This window comes from Kitasatospora purpeofusca, assembly GCF_000718025.1.
Classification (GTDB): domain Bacteria; phylum Actinomycetota; class Actinomycetes; order Streptomycetales; family Streptomycetaceae; genus Kitasatospora; species Kitasatospora purpeofusca.
The window spans coordinates 1-22,427 of sequence record NZ_JODS01000001.1 but is presented as its reverse complement, the minus strand read 5'-3'; the positions used below and the strand labels follow the sequence as shown (position 1 = coordinate 22,427).

The following is a 22,427-nucleotide window of genomic DNA, read 5'->3' as shown; positions in this document are numbered from 1 at the left end:
GGGTCGGGAACGCCCAGGTCGCCGAGCGCTCCGGCCGGGTGAGCCCCGGCCGGAGCTCTCGGTCCTCCCATCCTCCTCACCACCACCGCACCGGCCCCACACCCACCCCCGCGCGCGTGGTGCAGCACGATTTGTCGGACACGTCCTAGGCTGAACCCGCCCGGACGGCCGGACGGCCGTGGGAGTCGGGAGGGGCCCGGCGGCCGGGATCTCGGAGGTGGTGCGCGATGGGCAGCGACGGTTCGACGAGCGACGGTTCGACGGCCGAGGTGCGCTGCGTGGCGGCCGTCCCCTGCTGGGTGAGCCTGATGGCCCGCGACCTCGACACCGCCCGTGCCTTCTACGGGCCGCTGCTGGGCTGGGAGTTCGAGCCGGGCCCGGACCGCTTCGGCCCGTACGTGCACGCGGTGGTCGGCGGCGAGGCGGTTGCCGGGGTCGGCGTGGCGGGCGGCGGCTGGGACATGCCCGTCGCCTGGACCACTTACTTCGGCACCGAGAGCGCCGACGCGGCCGCCGACGCGGTGCGCGAGCGCGGGGCGACCCTCGCGGTCGGTCCGCTGTCCTTCGACGCCGGCCGGCTGGCGTTCGCGGCCGACCCGGCGGGTGCGGTGTTCGGCATCTGGGAGGGCCCGCCGGGCCGGGCCCGGCGGCTGGACCTGCTGGGCGCCCCGGTCTGGATCGAGCTGCGCACCCCGGACCCGTTCGCGGCGGCGCTCTTCTACGGCGAGGTGTTCCGCTGGGACGGCCGCGACCCCGAGCGCTTCGAGGTCCGCTGGGAGCACGACCGGGTGGTGCTGCGGGCGGAGGGGCACAGCGTCGCCGCGCTGGCCCGGGAGCAGGCGGGCGGGCCGACGGGGCTGTCCCCGCACTGGGAGGTCTCCTTCTCGGTGCCGGACACCGACGAGGCGCTGCTCCGGGCGGAGCGGCTCGGCGGCAGCGTGCTCGGTCAGGCCTTCGACTCGCCGTACGGGCGGGTGGCCAGGCTGCAGGATCCGGAGGGCGGCCGCTTCGCGGTGATCAGCGCCAAGCCCTGACCGCGCCGGTCGAACACCTCCCTAGTCCCCGGCGATCTCCGCCCGATCGGCCCGCAGCCGTTCGCCGAGCGCGGCCCGCTCGGCGGCCGGCAGGGCCTTGCGGGCGGCGGTGAAGAGCTGCTTCTCCTCGGTCGCCAGGTGCCGCCGCAGCAGCTCGGTGAGTCCGTTCAGCAGGATGCCCAGCGCGGGGTCGCCGGCGGGGAGGGCCTGCAGGTCGGCGAGGTACTGGCCGATCGCGAGGTGGTCGTGGATGCACCGGAACACCACCGCGCCACCGTCCGGCACATCGTGCTGGACGACCGGGAAGAGGTGTTCCTCCTCGGCCGCGCAGTGGCTGAGCAGCAGGTCGGTGAGCTGGTCCAGCAGCACTCCGGGTGCCCGTTCCTCGGCCCGGCCGGCCTCGATCCGGACGAGCAGTTCCTCCACCGCGCGGTGCTCCGCGGTGAACTCACCCAGGATGTCCGGCCTGCGGCTCATGGCGCGCCCGCCTCTTCTCCGTCGACGTCCGGTGCGCCCCCCGACACCTCCAGTATCCGGCGCCGCCCGGCGAACCGGGGCCTCCGCCGGACCCGTCCGAGGACGGGCCCGTGCCACCACCGGCCCGAGGCCCCCGCGGCGCTGCCCGCTCAGGGGCGCCGTCCGCTCAGGGGCGCTGTCCGCTCAGGGGTGCTGTCCGCTCAGGGGTGGTCCCGCCGCCCGGCGAGGGCCAGCAGCCGGGTCTGCGGCCCGGCGTCCCCGGCCACCGGGAGCGGCGGATCGAACAGTCCGCTGCCGGAGAGGTCCCCGTAGCCGGAGAACTCGGCGAGCGCGAAGTCCACGAGCTCCGCCGGGAGCCGGGTGCGCCTCCCGATGCCCTCGGCGAGGTCCCAGCTGTGGACCACGGCGTCGGTGGTGAGCTGGTCCAGGTAGTACTGGCCCGGGACGTCGCCGAAGGAGAGGTGGACGGTGAGCTCGGTGGCGCCGGGGACGGCGAAGGCCTCGCGGGCGGCGTCGGCGGCGGCCGTCCAGGCGGCGACCGGGTCGTCGCCGAGGACGTCGCCGTCGAAGCGGCCGCCGACCTCGGAGATCGTCGCGCCCATCAGCAGTTCGGGCACCCAGAGCTGCTCGCCGGTGAGGTGGTTGACCAGGTCGCGGACGCTCCAGTCGGTGCACGGGGTGGGCGCGTCCCACTGGTCGGGGGTGACCAGCCGGATCCGTTCGGTGAAGGCGGCGAGGGCCTCGGCGTGCGGGGTGCCCCGGTCGGCCGGCCGCCGGTGTTCGTTGCGATGTGCCATGTCCTGAGCGTGCCCCGTCGCGCACTTCCGTACGCCGGTCTACACCACTTGTGACCCGGCCACGCCAATATCCTCGGTTCGGCCGGTTGTTCAAATTCAAACTTCCAGGTACGGTCGACACACCCCAGCTGGTTCGAATTTGAACAAACAGATTCGGCCGGTATCGACGAACCCCCCTTTCTGATGGAGACGCGCATGCCGAGCAGCAGCCCGAGCACGACCGCCGCCACCACCCCCCTTTCCGCATCCGGGTCGGCCCCCGGATCGGTGACCACCTCCCCGCACGCCTACGACGTCGGCCTCCTGCTGCTGCGGGTGGCCCTCGGCCTGACCATGGCCGCGCACGGCAGTCAGAAGCTGTTCGGCTGGTTCGGCGGCGGCGGCATCGACGGCACCGGACAGTTCTTCGAGGCGAAGGGCTACCCCGCGCCGAAGTTCATGGCCGTCGTGGCCGGCCTCACCGAGGCCGGCGGCGGACTGGCGCTCGCCGTCGGCCTGCTGACCCCGCTGGCCGCCGCCGCGATCCTCGGCACCATGCTGAACGCCCTGGCCGTCACCTGGAGCAGCGCCTTCTTCGCCGCCAAGGGCGGCAGCGAGTACGAACTCCTGCTGATCGCCGCCGCGGCGGCGCTCGCCCTGACCGGCCCCGGCCGCTACGCCGCGGACCGCTACCTGCCGGTGGTGCGCGCGCACCGGCTGAGCTACGGGGCGGCCGCCGTGGTGCTCGCCCTCGTCACTGCGGGCGCCGTGCTCCTGGCCCGCAACTGACCATCGGTGAATGGCCGTTGAGGCCGTGACTCCCCGCGAAGGCCGCCGGTCCACCGACCGGCGGCCTTCGCCGTTCCGTGGTCGAACGGTGAATTTCCTGTGCAGGCGGGGCAGTTGCCGGAGATTGTCCGTTCCGAGGGTTCCCCGGCTTTGTGATGTATGCCATTGTACATGTCACACTCCCCAACGGTGTTCGGCGCCACCGCCCCAACGGTGCGCCACAACGGCCCTCATTACCGCACCGGCCGCGCCCCCACGCGACCGACGAAGGCCCGGAGGCCCCCACGTGAGAAGCGCACGTTCTTTAACGCAAATACCGCACGTCGCAAAGGTCCTGGCGCTGATTCTGGCGCTGTTCGTGACGGTCGGCCTGTTCGCCCCGCGCGCCCAGGCGACCACCGACAAGACCCGTCCGGACTTCGGCGGCGGCTCTCCCGCCGCCACCTCGACCGGCCCGGCCGGGCTCGCTCCGAGGCCCGCCGTCGGTGACACCCCCGACTCGGGCGGCAGGAACGAGCCGGTCCCGGCCCGCGACCGCGCCCCGTTCTCGACCGCCTCCCCGGACCGCTCCGACATCCCGTCGGCGGCCCACCGGCAGGCCGAGATCGTCAAGACCTTCGGCGCGGCCGCCCCCAAGGCCCTCGCCGAACAGGCCTGCAACATCCCGGACTTCACCGGTCGCACCGGCAGCGCCCTGGTCCAGGCGGTCAAGGCCGCCGACCTCGGCTGCATCAACAGCCTGTTCAACCTGGTCGGCACCGACGCGCGCGGCGCCTTCCGCGAGGCCCAGATGGTCTCGGTGGCCGACGCCCTGCGCGACAACGCCGCCGCCTACCCGGGCGACAACTCCACCTCCACCGGCCAGTTGGTGCTCTTCCTGCGGGCCGGCTACTTCGTGCAGTGGTACCACGCCACTGACGTCGGCACCTACGGCACCGCCCTGCAGAGCTCGATCCGCGGCGCGCTGGACAGTTTCTTCAACAGCGCGCACTCCCGCGACGTCACCTCCGCCAACGCCGGCACCCTCGGCGAGGCGATCACCCTGATCGACAGCGCGCAGGAGAACGTCCGCTACCTCCCCGTGGTGAAGCGGCTGCTGGGCGCCTACGACGCCGCCACCCACAACCCGACCAACATGGGCAACGCGCTGAACAGCGTGTTCACCGTGTTGTGGCGCGGCCACCAGACCACCGGTTTCGTCGACGCGGTGGCGGCCGACCCGAGCGTGCTCGACGCGCTCTACTCCTTCGCGTCCGCCAACAGCGGCCTGCTCGGCGGCGACTACACCTTCCTGGTCTACAACGCCACCCGCGAGCTGGGCCGCTTCGTGCAGTACCCGGCGCTCCAGTCCAAGGTGCGCCCGCTGCTGAAGGGGCTGGTCGACCGCTCCTCGCCCAGCGGCAACACCGCCTACCAGTGGGCCGCCGTCGCCGAGATGTCCGACGCCTACGACAAGGGCAACTGCTCGTACTACGGGACCTGTGACGCCGCCGCCCGGCTCAAGTCGGCTGTCCTGACGGTCAACTACACCTGCAGCCCGAGCATCCGGATCCTCGCCCAGGCGCTGGACTCCACCCAGCTGGCGACCGCCTGCACCAGCCTGACCGGCCAGGACGCGTACTTCCACGGGGTGGCCAAGGACAACGGCCCGGTCGCGGACGACCGGAACACCACCATCGAGGTCGTGGTCTTCCACAGCTCCTTCGACTACGGGGTGTTCGCCGCCTCCATCTACGGCATCAACACCGACAACGGCGGCATGTACCTGGAGGGCAAGCCCAACGAGGTCGGCAACCAGCCGCGCTTCCTCGCCTACGAGGCCGAGTGGGCGCGCCCGGACTTCCAGGTCTGGAACCTCAACCACGAGTACACCCACTACCTCGACGGCCGGTTCGACATGTACGGCGACTTCGACGCCGGCGTGACGACCCCGACCATCTGGTGGATCGAGGGCTTCGCGGAGTACGTCTCCTACTCGTACCGCAAGGTGAACTACGACGCGGCGATCTCCGCCGCTGGCCTGCACACCTACAAGCTCTCCACGCTGTTCGACACCACCTACGAGAACACCAACACGGAGCGCACCTACCGCTGGGGCTACCTCGCGGTGCGCTACATGCTGGAGCAGCACCGCGCCGACCTCGACGCCGTGCTCGCCAAGTACCGCGCCGGTGACTGGAACGGTGCCCGCACCGTCCTCAAGACCACCATCGGCACCCGCTACGACGCCGACTTCGACGCCTGGCTGACCCGCTGCGCGGCCGGTGCCTGCTCCGGCAGCACCAACCCGCCCGGCAACCAGCCGCCCACCGCCGCCTTCACCACCTCGATCGGCGAGCTGGGCGTCACCTTCGTCAACCGCTCCACCGACTCGGACGGCAAGATCGCCGCCTACGCCTGGGACTTCGGCGACGGCACCACCGCGACCACCGCCAACCCGACCAAGTGGTACACCAAGGCCGGCACCTACACCGTCACCCTCACCGTGACCGACGACAAGGGCGCGACCGCGAGCGCCAAGCAGAACGTCACCGTGGCGGGCCTGCCGGAGTGCTCCGGCACCGACACCCGGCAGCTGGACAAGAACTGCCGCCGCAGCAACCTCTCGGCGGCCACCGGCAACTACGCGCACTTCTACCTGTACCTCCCGGCCGGGGTGAAGCAGCTGAAGCTCACCAGCACGGGCGGCACCGGCAACGCCGACCTCTACTACAACGCCACCAACTGGGCGTACACCAACTCGTACACCGCCAAGTCCACCAACGCGAGCAACAACACCGAGACCCTGACCATCACCAACCCGCCGGCCGGCTACGTCTTCCTGAGCCTCTACGGCCAGCAGGCCTTCTCCGGCGCGAACATCAAGGCCGAGTACTGACACCGGAGTTCCGATCCCGGAAGCACGGAAGCACTCGGAAGCACCCGGCACACCCGGAAGCGTCCGGAAACACCCGGAGGCCCCCGGCGGCGCGCGAGCGGCGCGCCGTCGGGGGCCTCCCCGCGTCCGGCCCCGGAGCGACCGCACCGGTATTGCACCGACCGGTCCAAAAAGGCTAACGTGCTGCCATGGCGAGACCGCGCACCTTCGACGAGGGCCGGGCGCTCGACGCGGCGATGCACGCGTTCTGGGCGAACGGCTACGAGGCCACCTCCACGCAGGACCTCTGCGAGGCGACCGGTCTCGGGCGGAGCAGCATCTACAACACGTTCAGCAGCAAGCACGACCTGTTCAAGCGGTCCCTGGCCCGCTACATCGAGCTGATGACCGTCCCGCAGATCGAGCTGCTGGAGGATCCGGAACTGCCGCCGCTGGAGCGGATCCGGGTCCTGCTCGCGCGGATCGTCGAGACGGAGTTCGAGCACCGCCCGGAGGGTCGCAGTATCGGCTGTCTGACCGTGAACACCGTGGTGGAGCTGGCCGGCCGCGACCCGGAGGCGGACGCGATGCTGGTCCGCGACCAGGAGGTGCGGCTCGCCGCGCTGCGGGCCGCGATCGCCGCCGGGCAGCTGGCGGGCGCGATCGCCGCCCGGCGGGCGCCGGAGGAGCTGGCCCGTTTCGTCAACGCGGTGATCGGCGGCATGCGGGTCGCCGCCAAGGGCGGGGCCGACCGGGTCGCCGTCGAGGCCGTGGCCGCCACCGCCCTGGACGCCCTCACTCCCTGATCCGTCCCGGCCTGATCCGTCCCGGCCTGTCCCGCGCGGCTCGCTCCGCGCGGCTCGCTCCGTGCGGCTCGCTCCGGGGTGTGCCCACGCCTGCCCTCATTCTGTACTGATCTATCCAAAACCAACGGGGGAGCCCTTCCCATGCCACGTGCCGTGTACGTCCTCGCCCTCGGCGTCTTCGCGATGGTGACCAGCGAGTTCGCCGTCGCCGGGCTGATGCCCCAGCTGGCGGAGGGCCTGGACGCCACCGTCCCGCAGATCGGCTACCTGATCACCGCCTTCTCGGTGGCGATGTCCTTCGGCGGCCCGCTGCTCGCCGTCGCCCTCCTCCGGATGCGCCAGCGGGCCGCGCTGATGCTCCTGTTCGCGATCTTCCTGGTCGGCAACCTGCTCGCCGCGACGGCCTCCGGCTACCCGGTGATGCTGGCGGCCCGGGTGGTATCGGGCGTCGCCGCGCAGGCCTTCTTCGGCATCTCGATCTCGCTCTGCGCCCAGCTGGCCCGTCCGGAGGTCCGCGGCCGGGCGATCGCCGTCCTGATGAACGGCCTCATGCTCGGCACGCTGCTCGGCCTGCCGCTCGCCACCGTGATCGGCGAGCACCTCGGCTGGCGCGCGGCGTTCTGGGCGGTGGCCGTCCTCACCGCGGCGGTGGCGCTGTGCACCCTCGCCGGGGTCCCGGACGCCGACCACGCCGAGGGCACCGGCTCGCTGCGGGACGAGCTGGGCGCGCTGCGCAACCGGCGGCTGTGGCTGGCCTTCGTCACCAGCACCCTGATCATCGGCGCGACCTTCACGCTGTTCAGCTACGTCAACCCGATCCTGACCGAGCTCACCGGCTTCTCGGCCGGGTCGGTCCCGCTGCTGCTCGTCGCCTACGGCGCGGCGACCGTGGTCGGCAACACCGTGGTCGGCCGGCTCGCCGACCGGTACGCGCTGCCGGTGCTGGCGACCGGCCTGGCGCTGAACACCGTGTTCCTGGCCGGCCTCGCGCTCCTCGCCCAGTTCCGGGTGCCCGCCGTCGGCCTGCTGCTGGGCGTCGGCCTGGTCGGGGTCACCATGAACCCCGCGATGGTCTCGCGGGTCCAGCGGATCGGCGGCTCCCGTCCGCTGGTGAACACCGTCCACAACTCGTTCATCACGCTGGGCGTCATCCTCAGCTCACTGCTCGGCGGCCTCGCCATCGACGCCTTCGGTCTGCGCGCCGTGCTGTGGCTCGGGGCCGCGATGGCCGTCGCGGGGCTGCTCAGCCTGCTGCCGGACCTGCCGCGCGGTCGCCGTGCGCTCCCGGACCGGGTGCCGGGCACTCGGGGGAATAACCCCGAGGGGGTGGATGCTAAGGTGGTTGAAACTTTGACGATCGGATCCTGAACCGGCTTCCGGGGCGGGATCAGCCAGGAGTGTGGTGAGCACCATGCAGTTCGGAATCTTCACCGTCGGCGATGTCACCCCCGACCCGACCACCGGCCGCACCCCGACCGAGCACGAGCGGATCAAGGCGACCGTGGCCATCGCGCGCAAGGCGGAGGAGGTCGGCCTGGACGTCTTCGCGACCGGCGAGCACCACAACCCACCGTTCGTGCCGTCCTCCCCGACCACACTGCTCGGCTACATCGCCGCGCAGACCGAGCGCATCGTCCTCTCCACCTCGACCACGCTGATCACCACCAACGACCCGGTGAAGATCGCCGAGGACTACGCGGTGCTCCAGCACCTCTCCGACGGCCGGGTTGACCTCATGATGGGCCGGGGCAACACCGGGCCGGTCTACCCGTGGTTCGGCAAGGACATCCGCCAGGGCATACCGCTCGCGATCGAGAACTACGCGCTGCTGCACCAGCTGTGGCGCGAGGACGTGGTCGACTGGTCGGGCCGCTTCCGCACCCCGCTGCAGTCCTTCACCGCGACCCCGCGCCCGCTGGACGGCGTCCCGCCGTTCGTCTGGCACGGTTCGATCCGCAGCCCGGAGATCGCCGAGCAGGCCGCCTACTACGGCGACGGCTTCTTCGCGAACAACATCTTCTGGCCCAAGGAGCACTTCCAGAAGCTGGTCAACCTCTACCGGGAGCGCTACGCCCACTACGGGCACGGCACGCCCGAGCAGGCGATCGTCGGCCTCGGCGGCCAGGTGTTCATGCGCAAGAACTCGCAGGACGCGGTGCGGGAGTTCCGCCCCTACTTCGACAACGCGCCGGTGTACGGCCACGGCCCCTCGCTGGAGGAGTTCACCGCGGAGACCCCGCTCACCGTCGGCAGCCCGCAGGAGGTCATCGAGAAGACCCTGGCCTTCCGCGACACCTTCGGCGACTACCAGCGCCAGCTGTTCCTGATGGACCACGCCGGCCTGCCGCTGAAGACCGTGCTGGAGCAGCTGGACCTGCTCGGCGAGGAGGTCGTGCCGGTGCTGCGCGAGGAGTTCGCCAAGGGCCGCCCGGCCGGCGTCCCGGACGCGCCGACCCACGCCGGCAGGCTCGCGGCCGAGCGCGCCCGTCAGGAGCAGGACGCCGACAACGCGGGGCAGACCGCGGAGACCGTGGAGGTGGCCAAGTGACCGCGTACCGACTGGTGGTGATCAGCGCCGGACTGAGCAAGCCGTCCTCGACCCGGCTGCTCGCCGACCGGCTCGCCGAGGCCACGGTCCGCCGACTCACCGCCGAGGGACGGGATGTGGACGTCCAGGTGGTCGAACTGCGCGACCTCGCCACCGACATCGCGCACAACTTCGTCACCGGCTTCCCCGGCCCCGCACTGCGCGAGGCGATCGAGGCGGTCGGCGGGGCGGACGGCCTGATCGCGGTGACGCCGATCTTCGCCGCCTCCTACAGCGGGCTGTTCAAGTCGTTCTTCGACGTGATCGACCCCGACACCCTCACCGGCAAGCCGGTGCTGATCGCCGCCACCGGCGGCACCGCCCGGCACTCGCTCGCGCTGGAGCACGCCGTCCGCCCGCTGTTCTCCTACCTGCGCTCGGTGGTCGTGCCGACCTCGGTCTACGCCGCCACCGACGACTGGGGCACCACCGGGGACCGCCTCACCGACGGCCTCCCGGGCCGGATCGACCGCGCGGCCGGAGAACTCGCCGGACTGCTCGCCGGCCGGGCCCCGAACGGTCCGGCCGGGGGTGGCGCGGCCCAGGAGGAGGCCGTGGTGCCGTTCGAGCAGCAGCTGGCGGCGCTGCGGGCCTGAGCCCGAGGGGTGGGCGCACGCGCACATGAAGGGGCGGGTCCGGAGTCCTCGGACCCGCCCCTTCGGCGTGCCCTCACCCCACGCGCGCGTCGTACGAGGCCCGGGCCGTCGCGATCTCGCGCTGGTGCGTCTCGGTCCAGGCGACCAGCGAGCGGACGGTCTCGTGCAGCGTCCGCCCGAGCGGCGTCAGCGCGTAGTCGACCCGGGGCGGCACCACGGGGTGCACGGTCCGCTCCACCAGACCGTCCCGCTCCAGCTGCCGCAGGGTGACGGTCAGCATCCGCTGGCTGACCCCGTCGATCTCCCGCCGCAGCTCGGTGAAGCGCAGCGAGCCGCGGTCCAGCAGCGCGATCACCAGCAGCGACCACTTGTCGGCGATCCGGTCGAGGATCTGCCGCACCTCGCAGTCCTCCCGGGTGTCCCACTGGAGCACGTCGTAGTCGTCCCCGGTAACCGCGCAGTGCGTCGGTGACTTCAAAGTGCCTTCTTCCATGCTCCCTGATGCTGCCTCAGGATGGCACTGGTTACAAGAGGGAACCGGCCGGACGAAAGGGAACCGTCCCCGTCCGGCGTCCCCGCCCCCCCGCGCACTCCACAGGAGACCACTGTGTCCACGTCCTCAGCCGTGCCCGAAACCGGTCGCCCGGCCGCCGCTCCGGCCGGCTCCCCACCGGCTGACCCCTCCACCCGCTTCACCGGCCGGGAGGCGGCCGTCCTGCTCGTCCTCTGCGGCGCGATCTTCCTGGAGGGCATCGACGTCGCCATGCTCAACGTGGCGCTCCCCTCGATCCGCGCCGACCTCGGGATGGACACCGGCTCGCTGAGCTGGGTGCTGAGCGCCTACGTGCTCGGCTACGGCGGCTTCATGCTGCTCGGCGGCCGCACCGCCGACCTGCTCGGACGGCGCCGGACGTTCCTCTTCTGGCTCACCGTCTTCGTACTCTGCTCCGGCCTCGGCGGCCTGGCCGGCGCCCCCTGGGTACTGATCCTGGCCCGCTTCCTCACCGGCCTCTCGGCGGCCTTCATGACCCCCGCCGGCCTCGCGATCATCACCACCGCCTTCGCCGAGGGCCCCCGCCGCAACCGCGCGCTGCTCGTCTACGCGGGCACCGCCGCGGCCGGCTTCTCCCTCGGCCTGGTGGCCGGCGGACTGCTCACCGCCGTCGGCTGGCGCTGGGTCTTCTTCGCCCCGGTGCTGCTCGCGGGCGGCCTGCTGCTCGCCGCCGTGCCGCTGCTCCCGCGCGACCAGGCACCCGCCCGCCGCCCCGGCGAGCGCTTCGACCTGGGCGGCGCCGTCACCGTCACCGGCGCCATGCTGCTGCTGGTCCAGGCCGTGGTCCGGCTCGGCGAACCCGGCGCCGGCGCCGGCCCGACCCTCGCCCTGTTCGTCGGCGGCGCCGCCCTGCTGGCCGCCTTCGTCGCGATCGAACGGCGCTCGGCCGCCCCACTGCTCCGCCTCGGCCTGCTGCGCTCCGGCCCGCTGCTGCGGGCGAACATCGGCGCGCTGCTGTTCGCGGCCTCGTTCTTCGGCTTCCAGTTCACCGTCACCCTCTACCTCCAGGACCTGCGCGGCTGGTCCCCGCTGCAGACCGGCCTCGCCCTGCTCGCGGTCGGGGTGGACGCGGTGCTCGCGCCGACCCTCACCCCCCGGCTGGTGGAGCGCTTCGGCAACGTCCGGGTGATCCTCGGCGGCTTCTGCCTGGCGGTGGTCTCCTACGCGCTGTTCCTGCCCGTCGGGCCGGACTGGACGTACCCGATGATGTTCCCGACCATGATCCTCACCGGACTGGCCTTCGCCCTCGCCTACGGGCCGCTGACCATCGCCGCCACCGACGGCGTCGCCGAGGAGGAGCAGGGGCTGGCCGGCGGACTGCTCAACACCGCCTTCCAGTTCGGCGCGGCGCTCGGCCTCTCGGCGGTCACCACCGTGAGCCTCACCGTCGGCGCCTCGGACGGTCTGCGGGCCGCGCTGGTGGTGCCGGTCGCGGCGGTCGCGCTCGGCGCCCTGGTCACCGCCCTCGGCCTGCGCCGCAGCCGCGCCTGACCCGCGCCCGCCCTCACCCGCTCGTCGCCCCTCCCGCTCCCGCGCGGTGAGGGGCGTACGGCCGACCGGCCCGCCGCCCGCGCCGAAATGTCCGCTCCGGGGTGTAATCGTACGGATGATCAGGCCCCGGAGACCGGAGTCCGCCCATGCCGCCACAGTCCCCCCAGGCGCAGCCGCAGCCGCGGCCCGCCGACCCACCGGCCCCGCAGCCGGTCCTCACCCCGCTCACCACCGCCGCGATCTTCCTGGTCCTCACCGTCGACCCCGGCGGTGAGGACGCGGTCCGCGCGCTGCTGCCCGACCTCGCGGGCCTCCGTCACGCGATCGCCTTCCGCGCCCCCGACGTCGGCCTCACCTGCGTCACCGGCATCGGCTCCGACGCCTGGGACCGGCTCTTCGACGGCCCCCGCCCGGCCGCCCTGCACCCGTTCCCCGAGGTGGCCGGCCCCCGCCACCGCGCCCCGGCCACCCCCGGCGACCTGCTCCTGCACATCCGGGCCGCCCGGATGGACGTCTGCTGGGAGCTCGCCGGCCGGATCACCCGGCGGCTCTCCGGCGCCGCCACCGTCGTCGACGCGACCAACGGCTTCTCCTACTACGACGCCCGCGACCTGCTCGGCTTCGTGGACGGCACCGAGAACCCGGAGGGCCGGGAGGCCGCCGAGGCCGTGCTGATCGGCGACGAGGACCAGGACTTCACCGGCGGCAGCTACGTCATCGTGCAGAAGTACCTGCACGACCTGGCCGGCTGGGAGCATCTGACCGTCGACCAGCAGGAACGCGCGGTCGGCCGCACCAAGGCCGACGACATCGAGTTCGACGACGCGGCCAAGCCGGCCGACTCCCATGTCGCGCTCACCTCCGTCACCGGCCCGGACGGCGAGGAACGGCAGATCCTGCGGTTCAACATGCCCTTCGGCCGGCTCGACGGGGGCCCGGCGGGGCGCGGCGAGGCCGGCACCTACTTCATCGGCTACGCGCGCGATCCCGAGGTGCCCGAGGAGATGATCCGCAACATGTTCACCGGTCGGGGCCCGGCCGCCCACGACCGCCTGCTCGACTTCTCCACCGCGGTCACCGGCACGCTGTTCCACGTCCCCACTGCCGACTTCCTCGCCGACCCGCCACCGGCCCCGGCCGCCCCCGGCACGCTCGCGGCCCCGGCCCCGGCCGCCGCGCTCCCCACCGCCGCTCTCCCCACCGCTGCTCTCCTCACCGACGGCTCCCTCGCCATCGGCAGCCTGAAAGGCACCCCCGCGCCATGAACAACCTGCACCGCGAACTCGCCCCCGTCTCCGCCGCGGCCTGGGAGGAGATCGAGGAGGAGGCCAGGCAGACCTTCAAACTCCACCTCGCCGGCCGCCGGGTCGTCGACCTGGACGGCCCGGACGGCCCCACCCTCGCCGCGGTCGGCACCGGCCACCTCACCACCATCGAGCCGCCCACCCCCGGCGTCCAGGCCCACGCCCGCGAGGTCCGCCCGCTGATCGAACTCCGGGTCCCCTTCTCGGTCGACCGCGCCGCCGTCGACGACGTCGAACGCGGCTCCGGTGACTCGGACTGGACGCCCGTCCAGGCGGCGGCCCGCACCCTCGCCCTCACCGAGGACCGCGCCCTCTTCGACGGCTACCCGGCCGCCGGCATCGAGGGCATCCGCGCCGCCGCCACCAACCCCGCCATCCCGCTCCCTGCCGACGTCCGCGAATACCCGGAAGCCGTGAGCCGCGCCCTCACCACCCTCCGCCTCGCCGGAGTGGGCGGCCCCTACGCCCTCCTCCTCGGCGCCGACGCGTACACGGCGGTCAACGAGACCTCGGACCACGGCTACCCCATCGCCAGCCACATCGCCCGCCTCCTCGACGGCGAACTGATCTGGGCCCCCGCCATCGAGGGCGCCCTGCTCCTCTCCACCCGCGGCGGCGACTTCACCCTCGTCCTGGGCCAGGACGTCTCGGTCGGCTACCTCTCCCACACCGCCGACACCATCGCCCTCTACCTCCAGGAATCCCTCACCGCCCGCCTCCTCACCCCCGAAGCCGCCGTCCCCCTGACGACCTCCTGAGCCCGCACGGCGTACCCACGTACGAAGGGCCGGTGCGACGCGCACCGGCCCGGGGTCTTTCCGTGTCGGGCGTCAGCACCAAATGGCGATGCCCCCGATGGATGTTACGTCGAACCCGAGGGCGGAGACGGTCGAAAGGGCACCCACGATGATCATCTTGAACACAGTGAACCGCACATTTCTGCGCCAGGCGCGAAGTCGTTTGAAACGTGCGGTCAGTTAATCATTCCGAGAGTGTTGGGCCAAATCGTCCTTGAGCGCTCGGCCCGAGGGTGGTATTCGAGCGGATTTTCGTCAGGCGTCGTGCTCGCCGCTGGCCCGGGCAAGGGATTCCCGGGCCAGTGCGAGTTCGTCGGCCGCCTTGATGCGGTCCGCGAGAGCGACAGCCTCGGTCAGGAGGAGGGCGGCGCGGTCGCGGGCGCCGAGGGTCAGTTCGCACTCGCCGAGGCCGCGCAGGGCCGTCACCTCCTCGCGGGCGGCGCCGACCGATCGGGCCAACTCGCGGGCCAGTGTGTACTGGTCGCGCGCATCGGCGGACCGCCCGGCGGCGAGAAGGGTGCCACCCAGGCCGTTCAGGGCGTTCGCCTCGTGCCGGACGCTCCCGGTCGACCGGAAGGTGGACAGTGCGGACCGGTACAGGCCGACCGCCCGGTCGTACTGCTCCGGGACCGGCAGGGACGCGGCCAGGTTGGCCTGCGCCACGGCGAGGTCGAAATGAGAGATGTCGTCGCCCGCGATATCCAGGATGCGCTCGAAGGACGTGCGGGCCGAAGCGTGGTCGTGCATTCCCAGGAAGAGATCCCCGAGATTGTTCAGGATGCGGAACTCCAGAGTTCTGTCCTGGAATTCCCGCGCCAATGGAAGGGCTGCTTCGTAGGCGGCGAGTGAGCTTTTCCGGTTCCCGAGCGAATTTTCGATGGTGCCGATGTTGGCGAGGCAGCGCGCGGTGTTCCAGAGGTCGCCGCCCTCTCTTCGGATCCGCAGGGACTCCTCCAGGAGGTCGACCGCCTCGACCAGGGAGCTCTGGTGCCAGAGCAGTCCGCCCAGCAGGCTCAGCGCCTCCGCTGTGGCGTCGTCGTCCTGGTCGGCGCGGGCCAGCGCCAGGCTCCGTTGGAGCGCCTCCTGGGCGGCCGGGTAGCGGGAGGCGTTGGCGAGGGTGGCGCCGAGATCGATCAGTGCGCGGGCCTCGCACCGGTCGTTCGGCACCGAACGCCAGTACGCAGCCGAGGCCTGATGCAACTCGTGGGCCTCGCTCCAGTAGGCCTGGGAGTCCAGATGGCCGGCCAGGACATGCGCGAGCCAGGCGGCGGCCTCCGGGTGGCCGGTGCTGCGGGCGTGGCCCGCCAGGACGATCAGGCCGGACTGCTCGGTGTCCAGCCATTTCCGTGCCGAATCATTCGAATCGAGGTCAAGGTCGTACAGCAGTCCTTCCGCTCCCGGTAATTGACGGAGCGTCGGGAGGGGCAGTCGTGATCGCCGCGGATAGAGCAGCCGGTCGGCCCGGTCGGCCGCGTGGAGGGTGAATCCGAGGAGCCGCCGGAGTGCGGTCGCGGCCTCCTCCGTTCCCCCCTCGTCCTGGGTCAGGACGTGTGCGTACTCCCTTATGAGATCATGGAGTTGATATCGCTCGGGCGTGTTCTCCTGGACCAGGTGGCAGTGCAGGAGCGCCTCCAGCAGGTGGTCCGTCTCGTCGACCGGGCGGCCGAGCAGGGCCGCCGCCGCGTGCAGGCCGATGTCCGGTCCCGGGTGGACGCCGAGCAGGCGGAAAGCCTCCTGCTGCTCGGTGGGCAGCGACCGGTACGTCATCTCGAAGGCGCGGGCGACGCTCTCCGTGTCGTGCCGGATCTCGGCGAGCCGGCCGGTCTTGCGGGACAGTCGCTGGGCGAGGTGGCCGAGGGTCCAGGACGGCCGGGCCTTGAACCGGCTGGCGGCGATCTCGATGGCCAGCGGGAGCAGCCCGCAGCGGTCGACGATCTCGACGATCCGGCTGCGGTCGTCGGCGCGCTCCCGCCCCACCACCGAGGTGAACAGGGCGACCGCGTCGTCCACCGGCAGGATGTCCAGGAACACCGGCCTGGAGCCGGGCAGTTCCGCGAGCCGGCGGCGGCTGGTGACGAAGACCAGCGCGGCGGGCGCGGTGGGCAGGAGCGGCCTGATCTGGCCGGCGGTCGCCGCGTCGTCGAGTACGACCACCGCGCGCCGGGTGGCGAGCAGGTCGGCGCACTGGGCGAACAGTTCCTCGCTGTCGAGCGGAATGGTCGCGGCCGGTACGCCGAGTCGCCGCAGCAGGGCGGTGGCCACCGCCGAGGGTGTGAGCGGGCGCCGATTGACGATGTGGGCCCCCAGGTTGAGGTGGGCGTACCCCTCGGGGAACCGGTGCCGCATCAGATGGGCGGCGTGCAGCGCCAGGGTGGTCTTGCCGACGCCCGCCATGCCCAGGATCGCCGAGACCGTCACCACTCCGCCCTGATCGACCGCGTCCCCGGTGCCGCCGAGCAGTCGGCGCAGGTCGTCCCGACGGCCGATCATGTGCCGCCCCGGCGGCGGGGACGGTACGGCGCCACCACGTGGGACGGGTGCCGGACTCGGGCCCGCGGGAGTCCGGCCCGCTGGACTCCCGCCGGCTGGAGTCCGGACGGCGGGCCCGGTCAGCGGGGCGCCGGTGAGCATCCGCTCGTGCAGGCGGGTGAGGGCCTCGCCGGGGCCGGTGCCGAGGTCCGCGTGCAGTCGGCGGACCACGGCGGGGTAGACGGCGAGCGCCTCGGCCTGCCGGCCGGCGCCGTGCAGTGCGACCAGGAGGTGCGCGGCGACCCGTTCGTCGGTGGGGCGTTCCTCGCGGAGGGCGGTGAGTTCGGGGACGAGTTCCCCGAAGCGGCCCAGTCGAAGGTCGATCTCGATCCGCAGCAGCGTGGTGGCGAGGCGCTGGTCGGCCATGGTGGCGCGGGTGGACTGGGCCCAGCCGCCGGGCAGTCCGGCGAGCGGTTCACCGCGCCAGATTTCCTCGGCCCGGCCGAGAACGGTCCTGGCCTGGATGTCGTCGCCGTTGTCGGCGAGTCGGCGAGCATTCTTGGACAAGTCGACAAAACGATGCCAGTCGATCAAATGGCTGTCGGCGCGCAGCGAATATGTGTGCGATCGGCTCTCGATGGTGGGGATGTCGCGCGGCGAACCGGGGCTCTCGGCGGCGGCGGCCAATCGCAACTGGCTCCGAATGCGGGAGACATGGCTGTAGATGCTGGCGACCGCACTGGGCGGGGGTTCCTCGTCCCACAGCCGGCTGGCCAGCAGCTCATGGCTGAGCTGCCGCCCGACGTCCAGGGCCAGGGCGGCCAGCAGTCGGCGCCCCTTGTCCGAGCGAATTGCCGACAACTCGCCGTTCACCGAAAGTTCAACCGAACCGAGAAGGTGGAACTCCATTCGACGCCCCCCGCCGGTGGCCACCAGCCTGCTGTGTCGGAGCGGAGCATCCCACGTGTGCAGGGGCGAGGCCATACCGCCTTCCGCTGTACGGGTCAGGCGTTATTGACAATTCGGCGTCCGACTGAGACTCATGTGCTATGCGGGAGTTGTCGATCGCCTATCCACACGGGTCACATCGATTCGCTCCCTTCACTTCAGTCCATCGTTCTACGGGTAGGGGGAGCCAGTGGAGCCGGAGGAGTTCGGAGCAACAGGGGTCCGAGGTCGGCCGCGGGTCGGGAGTCGCCGATGAGCTCGGCGGACGGAGCGCGCGAACCGCACCTCGAGACGCGGAACTCCCTGTCCGGCGGGAGGGTCGAAGGCTCCGTCGTCCAGGCGGGGGCGATCCACCATCTGACGGTCTACGGCGGTCCCGCCGAAGCGCCCGCCGCCCCGGCGCTCCCGGTGCCGCGCCAACTGCCGCCGACACCACGCCGTTTGGTCGGACGGGAAGCCGACCTCGCCGCCCTGGACCGCGAGTTGGGCGACCCGCCGGGTGCCGTCGATGTCACGGTGGTCGTCACGGGCCCCGCCGGGGTGGGCAAGACTGCGCTCGCCGCCCAGTGGCTGCGCCGGCTGTCGGGCCGGTTCCCGGACGGCCAGCTCTACGCCGACCTGCGCGGCCACGCCCCGGGCGGGCCCGCCGACCCCGCCGAGGCGCTCGGCGGGTTCCTGCGCGCCTTCGGCATCGCGCCCGTGCCGGGCAGCCTCGCCGAGGGCGCGGCGCTCTGGCGCTCCCTCGCCGCCGAACGCCGGATCGCCGTCCTGCTCGACAACGCCTCCACCGCCGCCCAGGTCCGGCCGCTGCTGCCCGGCTCGGAGCACGCCGTGGTCGTGGTGACCAGCCGCCGCCGGCTCACCGGGCTGGGCATAGACGGTGCCGTGTTCCGGCCGGTCGGACTGCTCTCGGACGACGCGTCCTTCCAACTGCTGGCCCAGCGGGTCGGTGCGGAACGGGTGGCCCGTGAGCGGACCGCCGCCGCCCAGGTGGTGCAGCGCTGCGGCCGGCTCCCGCTCGCGGTCTGTCTGGCGGCGGCCCGGATCGCCGCCCGTCCGGTGCAGCCGCTGGCCGCCACCGCCGAAGCCCTCGGACAGGAGTTCCAGGGGCTCGCCGCGCTCGATGTAGAGGGAGAAGCTGTGCGACACGCGCTGGACGCGTCCTTCGAAGTCCTGGGGGCGGACACCGTCCGGCTGTACGGGCTGCTCGGTCTGCTGCCGTTCCCCGTGTTCACGCTGGATGTCGTCTGCGCCGTCGGCGGCCTGACCCCGGACGAGGCCGACCGGCTGCTGGACGGGCTGATCGACGTCCACCTGCTGGAGGAGATGGAGGGCGGCTTCCGCTTTCACGACCTGGTCAAGCTGCATGCCCGGGCGCGTGCCGAGGAGGTGCGCGAGCTGGCCGAGGGCGCGGCCGCGGTCGACCGGGTGCTCGACTGGTACCTCGCCCGCACCACTGCGGCCGAGGCGCTGCTGAGCCCGAGCCACCGCACCCTGCGTCGCGACTACACGGTCGAACCGGGCCCCCGCGCACGGGAGTTCGCGGACGAGACGGCCGCCGTCGGCTGGCTCGACGCCGAGACCGGTCGGCTCGCCGACACCGTCCGCTGGGCCGCCGCCATCGGCAGGGCGGCCACCGCCTGGCAACTGGTCGATGCCATGTGGCCGCTGTTCCTGCGATTGCGCCCGGCCCGGCTGTGGGTCGAGGCGCACCGGATCGGGCGGGAGGCCGCCCGGGCCGCCGGCGACCGGGAGGGCGAGCTGCGGATGCTCACCTCCGGCGGCAACGGTCTGCGCAACGCGGGTGCGGGGGAGGAGGCTTCGGAGTGGTTCACCGAGGCGCTGCACCTGGCCCGCGAGGCCGGCGAACCGCTCGTCGAGGCGGACGCGCTCTACGGCTTGAGCCAGACCCACCGGACGGCGGGCCGGCTCGCCGAGGCGGCCGACTGCCTTCGCGGGACGGCCATCCTGAGGGAGGCCCGGGGCTACGCCCGGGGCACGGCACTCGCCCGGTTGGCGCTCGGCGAGGTGCTGCTCGTGGGCGGCAGCCCGGCCGAGGCCCTGCCCGTCGTCATGGACGCCCACCGGGCCCTTGCCGCCGTCCCCGATCCCTACGAGGCCGCGCGGGCGCTCGCCTTCCTCGGCCAGGCGCACGTCGCGCTCGGCGCCCACGACGAGGCCGACCGCTGCTACGCGGAGGCGCTCGCCGAGTTCCGCGCGGGCCGGGCCCGCCGCTGGGAGGCCCGCGTCCTCGAACTCGTCGGCGACCTGGCTCGCGCCCGCGGCGACCTGGTCGGGGCGGCCGCCCGCTACGGCGAGTCCCTGGCCCGCTATCAGGACCTGGTCGCTCCCGACGCCGCCCGGGTCGAGGCGGCCCTCGCCGCCCTGGCGGCCCCGCCCGGCCCGCCTCCCGCCGCCGGCTGAGCGGCCGTACCCACCCGCCGTGTCACCGCGGCCCGGCTCCCTGTCCCGCCGCGGCCGCTCGCCCGACCCGCGCACCGGCACCCACTCCGGTGCGCGGGCGGCCGGGCGGCCGCGGTCCGTCAGGCGCCGCGCCGGGCTCCTGGACGCGGGGCCGGGGCGGCGGGTGCGAGGAACCCGCGCGGCGCGCGAAACCCGGTCGGCGCGACGAGCTCGGCCAGCGCGACGAGCTCGGTGAGCGTGCCGCCGGTGGCCAGCCACGCGTGGGCGAGCGAGCCGAGGACGATCCCCGGGACGGGCGGGGAGGTCCGGAGTGCCAGCCGACCGCCGGTCCGGGCGAGGGCGAACAGGGTGCCGTCCGTGTCGTCGGCCGTGGCGACCGCGCAGCCGGGGTAGGCCCGGAGGACGGCGGAGAGCCGGTCCCGGGCCCGGCCCGGGCCGGTGCGGCCGAGGTGGAGCACATCGGCCTGGCGACGCCAGCGGGCGGCGCCCGGCGCGGTGAGGTCGAGCGCCAGGTGCTCGTCGACGAAGGAGCGGCGCGCGGCAGGCCCGACGGGGCGGACGGTGGTGAGCAGCCAGGACCGGACCCCGGCCGGGGAGTGGATCCGCGCCTCGACGCCGGTGCCGGGCACCCCGGCCGACGGCGGGCCGTCGACCGGAGTGAGCAGCACGGTGCGGAACGCGGTGTGCGGCCCGGTGCGCGGCGGAGTCACCGCCGGCCCTGCCCGGACCGGCCGGTCGCGCCGTTCCGCGGCCACAGCGGCGCCGGCAGCGGCAGGACCGGGGGCTCCGGCACATGGGCGGGTTCGCCGAGGCCGAGGACGCGGTAGAGCAGCCGCCGCATCCGGCGGTCGAACCGGCCGGGCTCGGAGCTGATCCGGGCGGCGATCGCCGCGTACTCGGACCGCCGGTAGTGCCGGGCGGCGTAGTCGAGCTGGGAGGTCAGGGGATGGGCCGGGCTGAGCGCGAGCGCGGTCCGGGCGAGCAGGGCGCCGGGCGAGCGCGGGTTGACGTCACGGTGCGGGTATTCGGCGAGCAGGATCGGCGCACCGGTCATGGTGCCGTAGAGGGTGACGGAGCCGTGGTCCCCGATGACGAAGTCGGCGGCGACCAGCAGCGGGCGCCAGTCCTCCTCGGGCCCGAGCACGGTGACCGCCCCGCGCGCGGTGGCCGTCGCCCAGGAGCGGACGGCCCACGGGCTGTGGGCGGCCGCCACATTGGGGTGGACCAGCAGCGCGGTGCGGTAACCGCGCCTGGGCAGTTCGCCGGCCAGCCGCGGCAGGACGGCGTCGAGCCGGGTGAACAGCGAACCGCTGCCCCAGGTGGAGCAGACCAGCACCAGGCGTTCGCCCGGCCGCAGCCCGAGCGCGGCCCGGTAGCGTTCGCGGGCGGGGAGGGCGGCGGCGATCCGGTCGTAGCAGCCGTCCCCCACCACCTCGGTGATCGGCAGCGCCTCGGGGCAGCCGCGGCCCACTTCGGCGCGCTCCTCCTCGTGCGCGAGGGCGAAGGCGGCGGGCATCACCCGGCCGTTCCGGACGAGGTACTCGGGACCGAGGCCGGACACGGTCCGCGTGCTGCCCGTCCCGGTGCCGCCACCGGTTCCGGACCCGGCCGGCGACAGCTTGATGTGCCCGGCGCCGTGCGGCAGCCGGACCAGCGGCCCGCGCAACTGCTCCAGTCCCTGCGAACCGGCCGCGAGCACCAGGTCGAACTCCCGCCGGGCGGCCTCCTCCCAGGGCAGCACCGTGCCGCCGACACTCCGGACGTGGGCGGCCGCTCCGGCGTTGAACGCGTGCGGTGCCACCGTGAACTGGACGTGCACCCGCAGGTCGGCGCCGAGCAGCGGATAGATGTCGTGGAGCCGCTGGCCGTAGACCGTCGAGTGCACGACCACCAGCACCTCCTTGCAGCCGGTGAGCGTGGCCCAGCGGCGACCGCTCCCGGCCTTCTCGCTCCCGGCCTTCCCGTGGCCGGCCTCCTGGCGACCGGCCTCCCTGCGCTCGATCTCCCCGTGGTCGACTTCCCCGTGCACCAAGGTCATGTCGTTCCCCCTCCTTGATCCCGGACCGGGGCCCCGGGTCCCGGTGGCCCCGACGGGGGTGTGCCCGGGTGTTCTGGCGGATTCCATGACGGTCCCTGGCCGCTGCTTGCGCAAAGCTTGCGGCGTCCTTGCCCCCGGTCGCGCGGGGCCCGGGGAGAAGGGAAGGGTACTGAGTTCCTTTACGAGGGGTACTGAGTGCCGTATCCTCTTCGGAGAGCCTCTGACGCTGTTGACGAGAGCCGACAGGGCAGGCCGGTCCGGGTGGTGCGACACCGCTCGCGGGGCACGGTCGGGCCTGGTCTGGCACTCAGTACCCTCGGCGGGCTGCGAGGCCGTGGACCAGTGCATCCGACCAGTGCACCCGTACCAGGAGAACCGCTCATGAGCTTGAGGATCGTTGTCTGTGTGAAGTACGTGCCGGACGCGACGGGTGACCGTCGTTTCGCGGACGACCACACCACCGACCGGGAGGGCGTGGACG

At 73.0% G+C, this 22,427-nt stretch carries 17 protein-coding genes and 1 pseudogene; 12 read left to right on the top strand and 6 right to left on the bottom strand.

Annotated elements, in window-relative coordinates:
- Nucleotides 1–227 precede the first annotated feature (227 nt).
- Nucleotides 228–1,034, top strand: a complete 807-nt coding sequence (locus IF01_RS0100095) for a VOC family protein (RefSeq protein WP_094745434.1) — start codon at nucleotides 228–230, stop codon at nucleotides 1,032–1,034.
- 21 nt (nucleotides 1,035–1,055) lie between these two features.
- On the opposite strand, the gene IF01_RS0100090 is transcribed toward IF01_RS0100095, so the two are convergent.
- The gene (locus IF01_RS0100090; protein ID WP_030391087.1) at nucleotides 1,056–1,511 is read right to left on the bottom strand and encodes a hemerythrin domain-containing protein; all 456 of its coding nucleotides are present in this window, start codon (nucleotides 1,509–1,511) and stop codon (nucleotides 1,056–1,058) included.
- A 200-nt stretch (nucleotides 1,512–1,711) separates the two neighbouring features.
- On the bottom strand, nucleotides 1,712–2,308 hold the full coding sequence (locus IF01_RS0100085; protein ID WP_030391086.1) for a TIGR03086 family metal-binding protein: 597 nt from the start codon (nucleotides 2,306–2,308) through the stop codon (nucleotides 1,712–1,714).
- Between the two features lie 195 nt (nucleotides 2,309–2,503).
- Here IF01_RS0100085 and IF01_RS0100080 point away from each other — a divergent pair, with 195 nt between their 5' ends.
- The 6 genes from IF01_RS0100080 (at nucleotide 2,504) to IF01_RS0100055 (ending at nucleotide 9,922) form a co-directional block, all read left to right on the top strand.
- Nucleotides 2,504–3,076, top strand: coding sequence for a DoxX family protein (locus IF01_RS0100080; RefSeq protein WP_030391085.1), 573 nt, complete (start codon nucleotides 2,504–2,506; stop codon nucleotides 3,074–3,076).
- 286 nt (nucleotides 3,077–3,362) lie between these two features.
- Complete coding sequence (locus IF01_RS0100075) at nucleotides 3,363–5,954, top strand: collagenase (protein ID WP_244215387.1); 2,592 nt, start codon at nucleotides 3,363–3,365, stop codon at nucleotides 5,952–5,954.
- 188 nt (nucleotides 5,955–6,142) lie between these two features.
- The gene (locus tag IF01_RS0100070; RefSeq protein WP_030391083.1) at nucleotides 6,143–6,739 is read left to right on the top strand and encodes a TetR/AcrR family transcriptional regulator; all 597 of its coding nucleotides are present in this window, start codon (nucleotides 6,143–6,145) and stop codon (nucleotides 6,737–6,739) included.
- Between the two features lie 141 nt (nucleotides 6,740–6,880).
- On the top strand, nucleotides 6,881–8,107 hold the full coding sequence (locus tag IF01_RS0100065) for an MFS transporter (RefSeq protein WP_051754768.1): 1,227 nt from the start codon (nucleotides 6,881–6,883) through the stop codon (nucleotides 8,105–8,107).
- Nucleotides 8,108–8,150: 43 nt separating this feature from the next.
- Nucleotides 8,151–9,287 (top strand): LLM class flavin-dependent oxidoreductase, encoded by a 1,137-nt coding sequence (locus tag IF01_RS0100060; protein WP_030391081.1) that lies wholly within the window; start codon nucleotides 8,151–8,153, stop codon nucleotides 9,285–9,287.
- Complete coding sequence (locus IF01_RS0100055; RefSeq protein ID WP_030391080.1) at nucleotides 9,284–9,922, top strand: FMN reductase; 639 nt, start codon at nucleotides 9,284–9,286, stop codon at nucleotides 9,920–9,922. The genes IF01_RS0100060 and IF01_RS0100055 overlap by 4 nt, the downstream gene beginning before the upstream one ends.
- A 73-nt stretch (nucleotides 9,923–9,995) precedes the next feature.
- On the opposite strand, the gene IF01_RS0100050 is transcribed toward IF01_RS0100055, so the two are convergent.
- Nucleotides 9,996–10,415 (bottom strand): winged helix-turn-helix transcriptional regulator, encoded by a 420-nt coding sequence (locus tag IF01_RS0100050; RefSeq protein ID WP_030391079.1) that lies wholly within the window; start codon nucleotides 10,413–10,415, stop codon nucleotides 9,996–9,998.
- Between the two features lie 114 nt (nucleotides 10,416–10,529).
- On the opposite strand from IF01_RS0100050, the gene IF01_RS0100045 reads away from it, so the two are divergent.
- From IF01_RS0100045 to IF01_RS0100035, 3 genes are all read left to right on the top strand, one after another.
- The gene (locus IF01_RS0100045) at nucleotides 10,530–11,966 is read left to right on the top strand and encodes an MFS transporter (RefSeq protein WP_375340959.1); all 1,437 of its coding nucleotides are present in this window, start codon (nucleotides 10,530–10,532) and stop codon (nucleotides 11,964–11,966) included.
- A 146-nt stretch (nucleotides 11,967–12,112) separates the two neighbouring features.
- Nucleotides 12,113–13,231, top strand: a complete 1,119-nt coding sequence (locus IF01_RS0100040) for a Dyp-type peroxidase (protein ID WP_051741862.1) — start codon at nucleotides 12,113–12,115, stop codon at nucleotides 13,229–13,231.
- A complete protein-coding gene (locus IF01_RS0100035; RefSeq protein ID WP_030391076.1) occupies nucleotides 13,228–14,028 on the top strand; it encodes a family 1 encapsulin nanocompartment shell protein in 801 nt (266 codons plus the stop codon). The genes IF01_RS0100040 and IF01_RS0100035 overlap by 4 nt, the downstream gene beginning before the upstream one ends.
- 294 nt (nucleotides 14,029–14,322) lie before the next feature.
- Here the strand turns inward: IF01_RS0100035 and IF01_RS0100025 are convergent, their stop codons facing one another.
- The gene (locus IF01_RS0100025) at nucleotides 14,323–17,409 is read right to left on the bottom strand and encodes an AfsR/SARP family transcriptional regulator (protein ID WP_167349712.1); all 3,087 of its coding nucleotides are present in this window, start codon (nucleotides 17,407–17,409) and stop codon (nucleotides 14,323–14,325) included.
- A 327-nt stretch (nucleotides 17,410–17,736) separates the two neighbouring features.
- Between IF01_RS0100025 and IF01_RS48010 the strand changes: the two genes are divergently transcribed.
- A complete protein-coding gene (locus IF01_RS48010; RefSeq protein WP_051754766.1) occupies nucleotides 17,737–19,908 on the top strand; it encodes an ATP-binding protein in 2,172 nt (723 codons plus the stop codon).
- A 119-nt stretch (nucleotides 19,909–20,027) separates the two neighbouring features.
- On the opposite strand, the gene IF01_RS0100015 is transcribed toward IF01_RS48010, so the two are convergent.
- Together IF01_RS0100015 and IF01_RS0100010 are read right to left on the bottom strand one after the other, a co-directional pair.
- A complete protein-coding gene (locus IF01_RS0100015; protein ID WP_157855125.1) occupies nucleotides 20,028–20,618 on the bottom strand; it encodes a hypothetical protein in 591 nt (196 codons plus the stop codon).
- Complete coding sequence (locus IF01_RS0100010) at nucleotides 20,615–21,946, bottom strand: hypothetical protein (protein WP_244215386.1); 1,332 nt, start codon at nucleotides 21,944–21,946, stop codon at nucleotides 20,615–20,617. The genes IF01_RS0100015 and IF01_RS0100010 overlap by 4 nt, the downstream gene beginning before the upstream one ends.
- A 381-nt stretch (nucleotides 21,947–22,327) precedes the next feature.
- Between IF01_RS0100010 and IF01_RS46600 the strand changes: the two are divergent.
- Nucleotides 22,328–22,427: pseudogene (locus IF01_RS46600) on the top strand (electron transfer flavoprotein subunit beta); the annotation flags it as partial.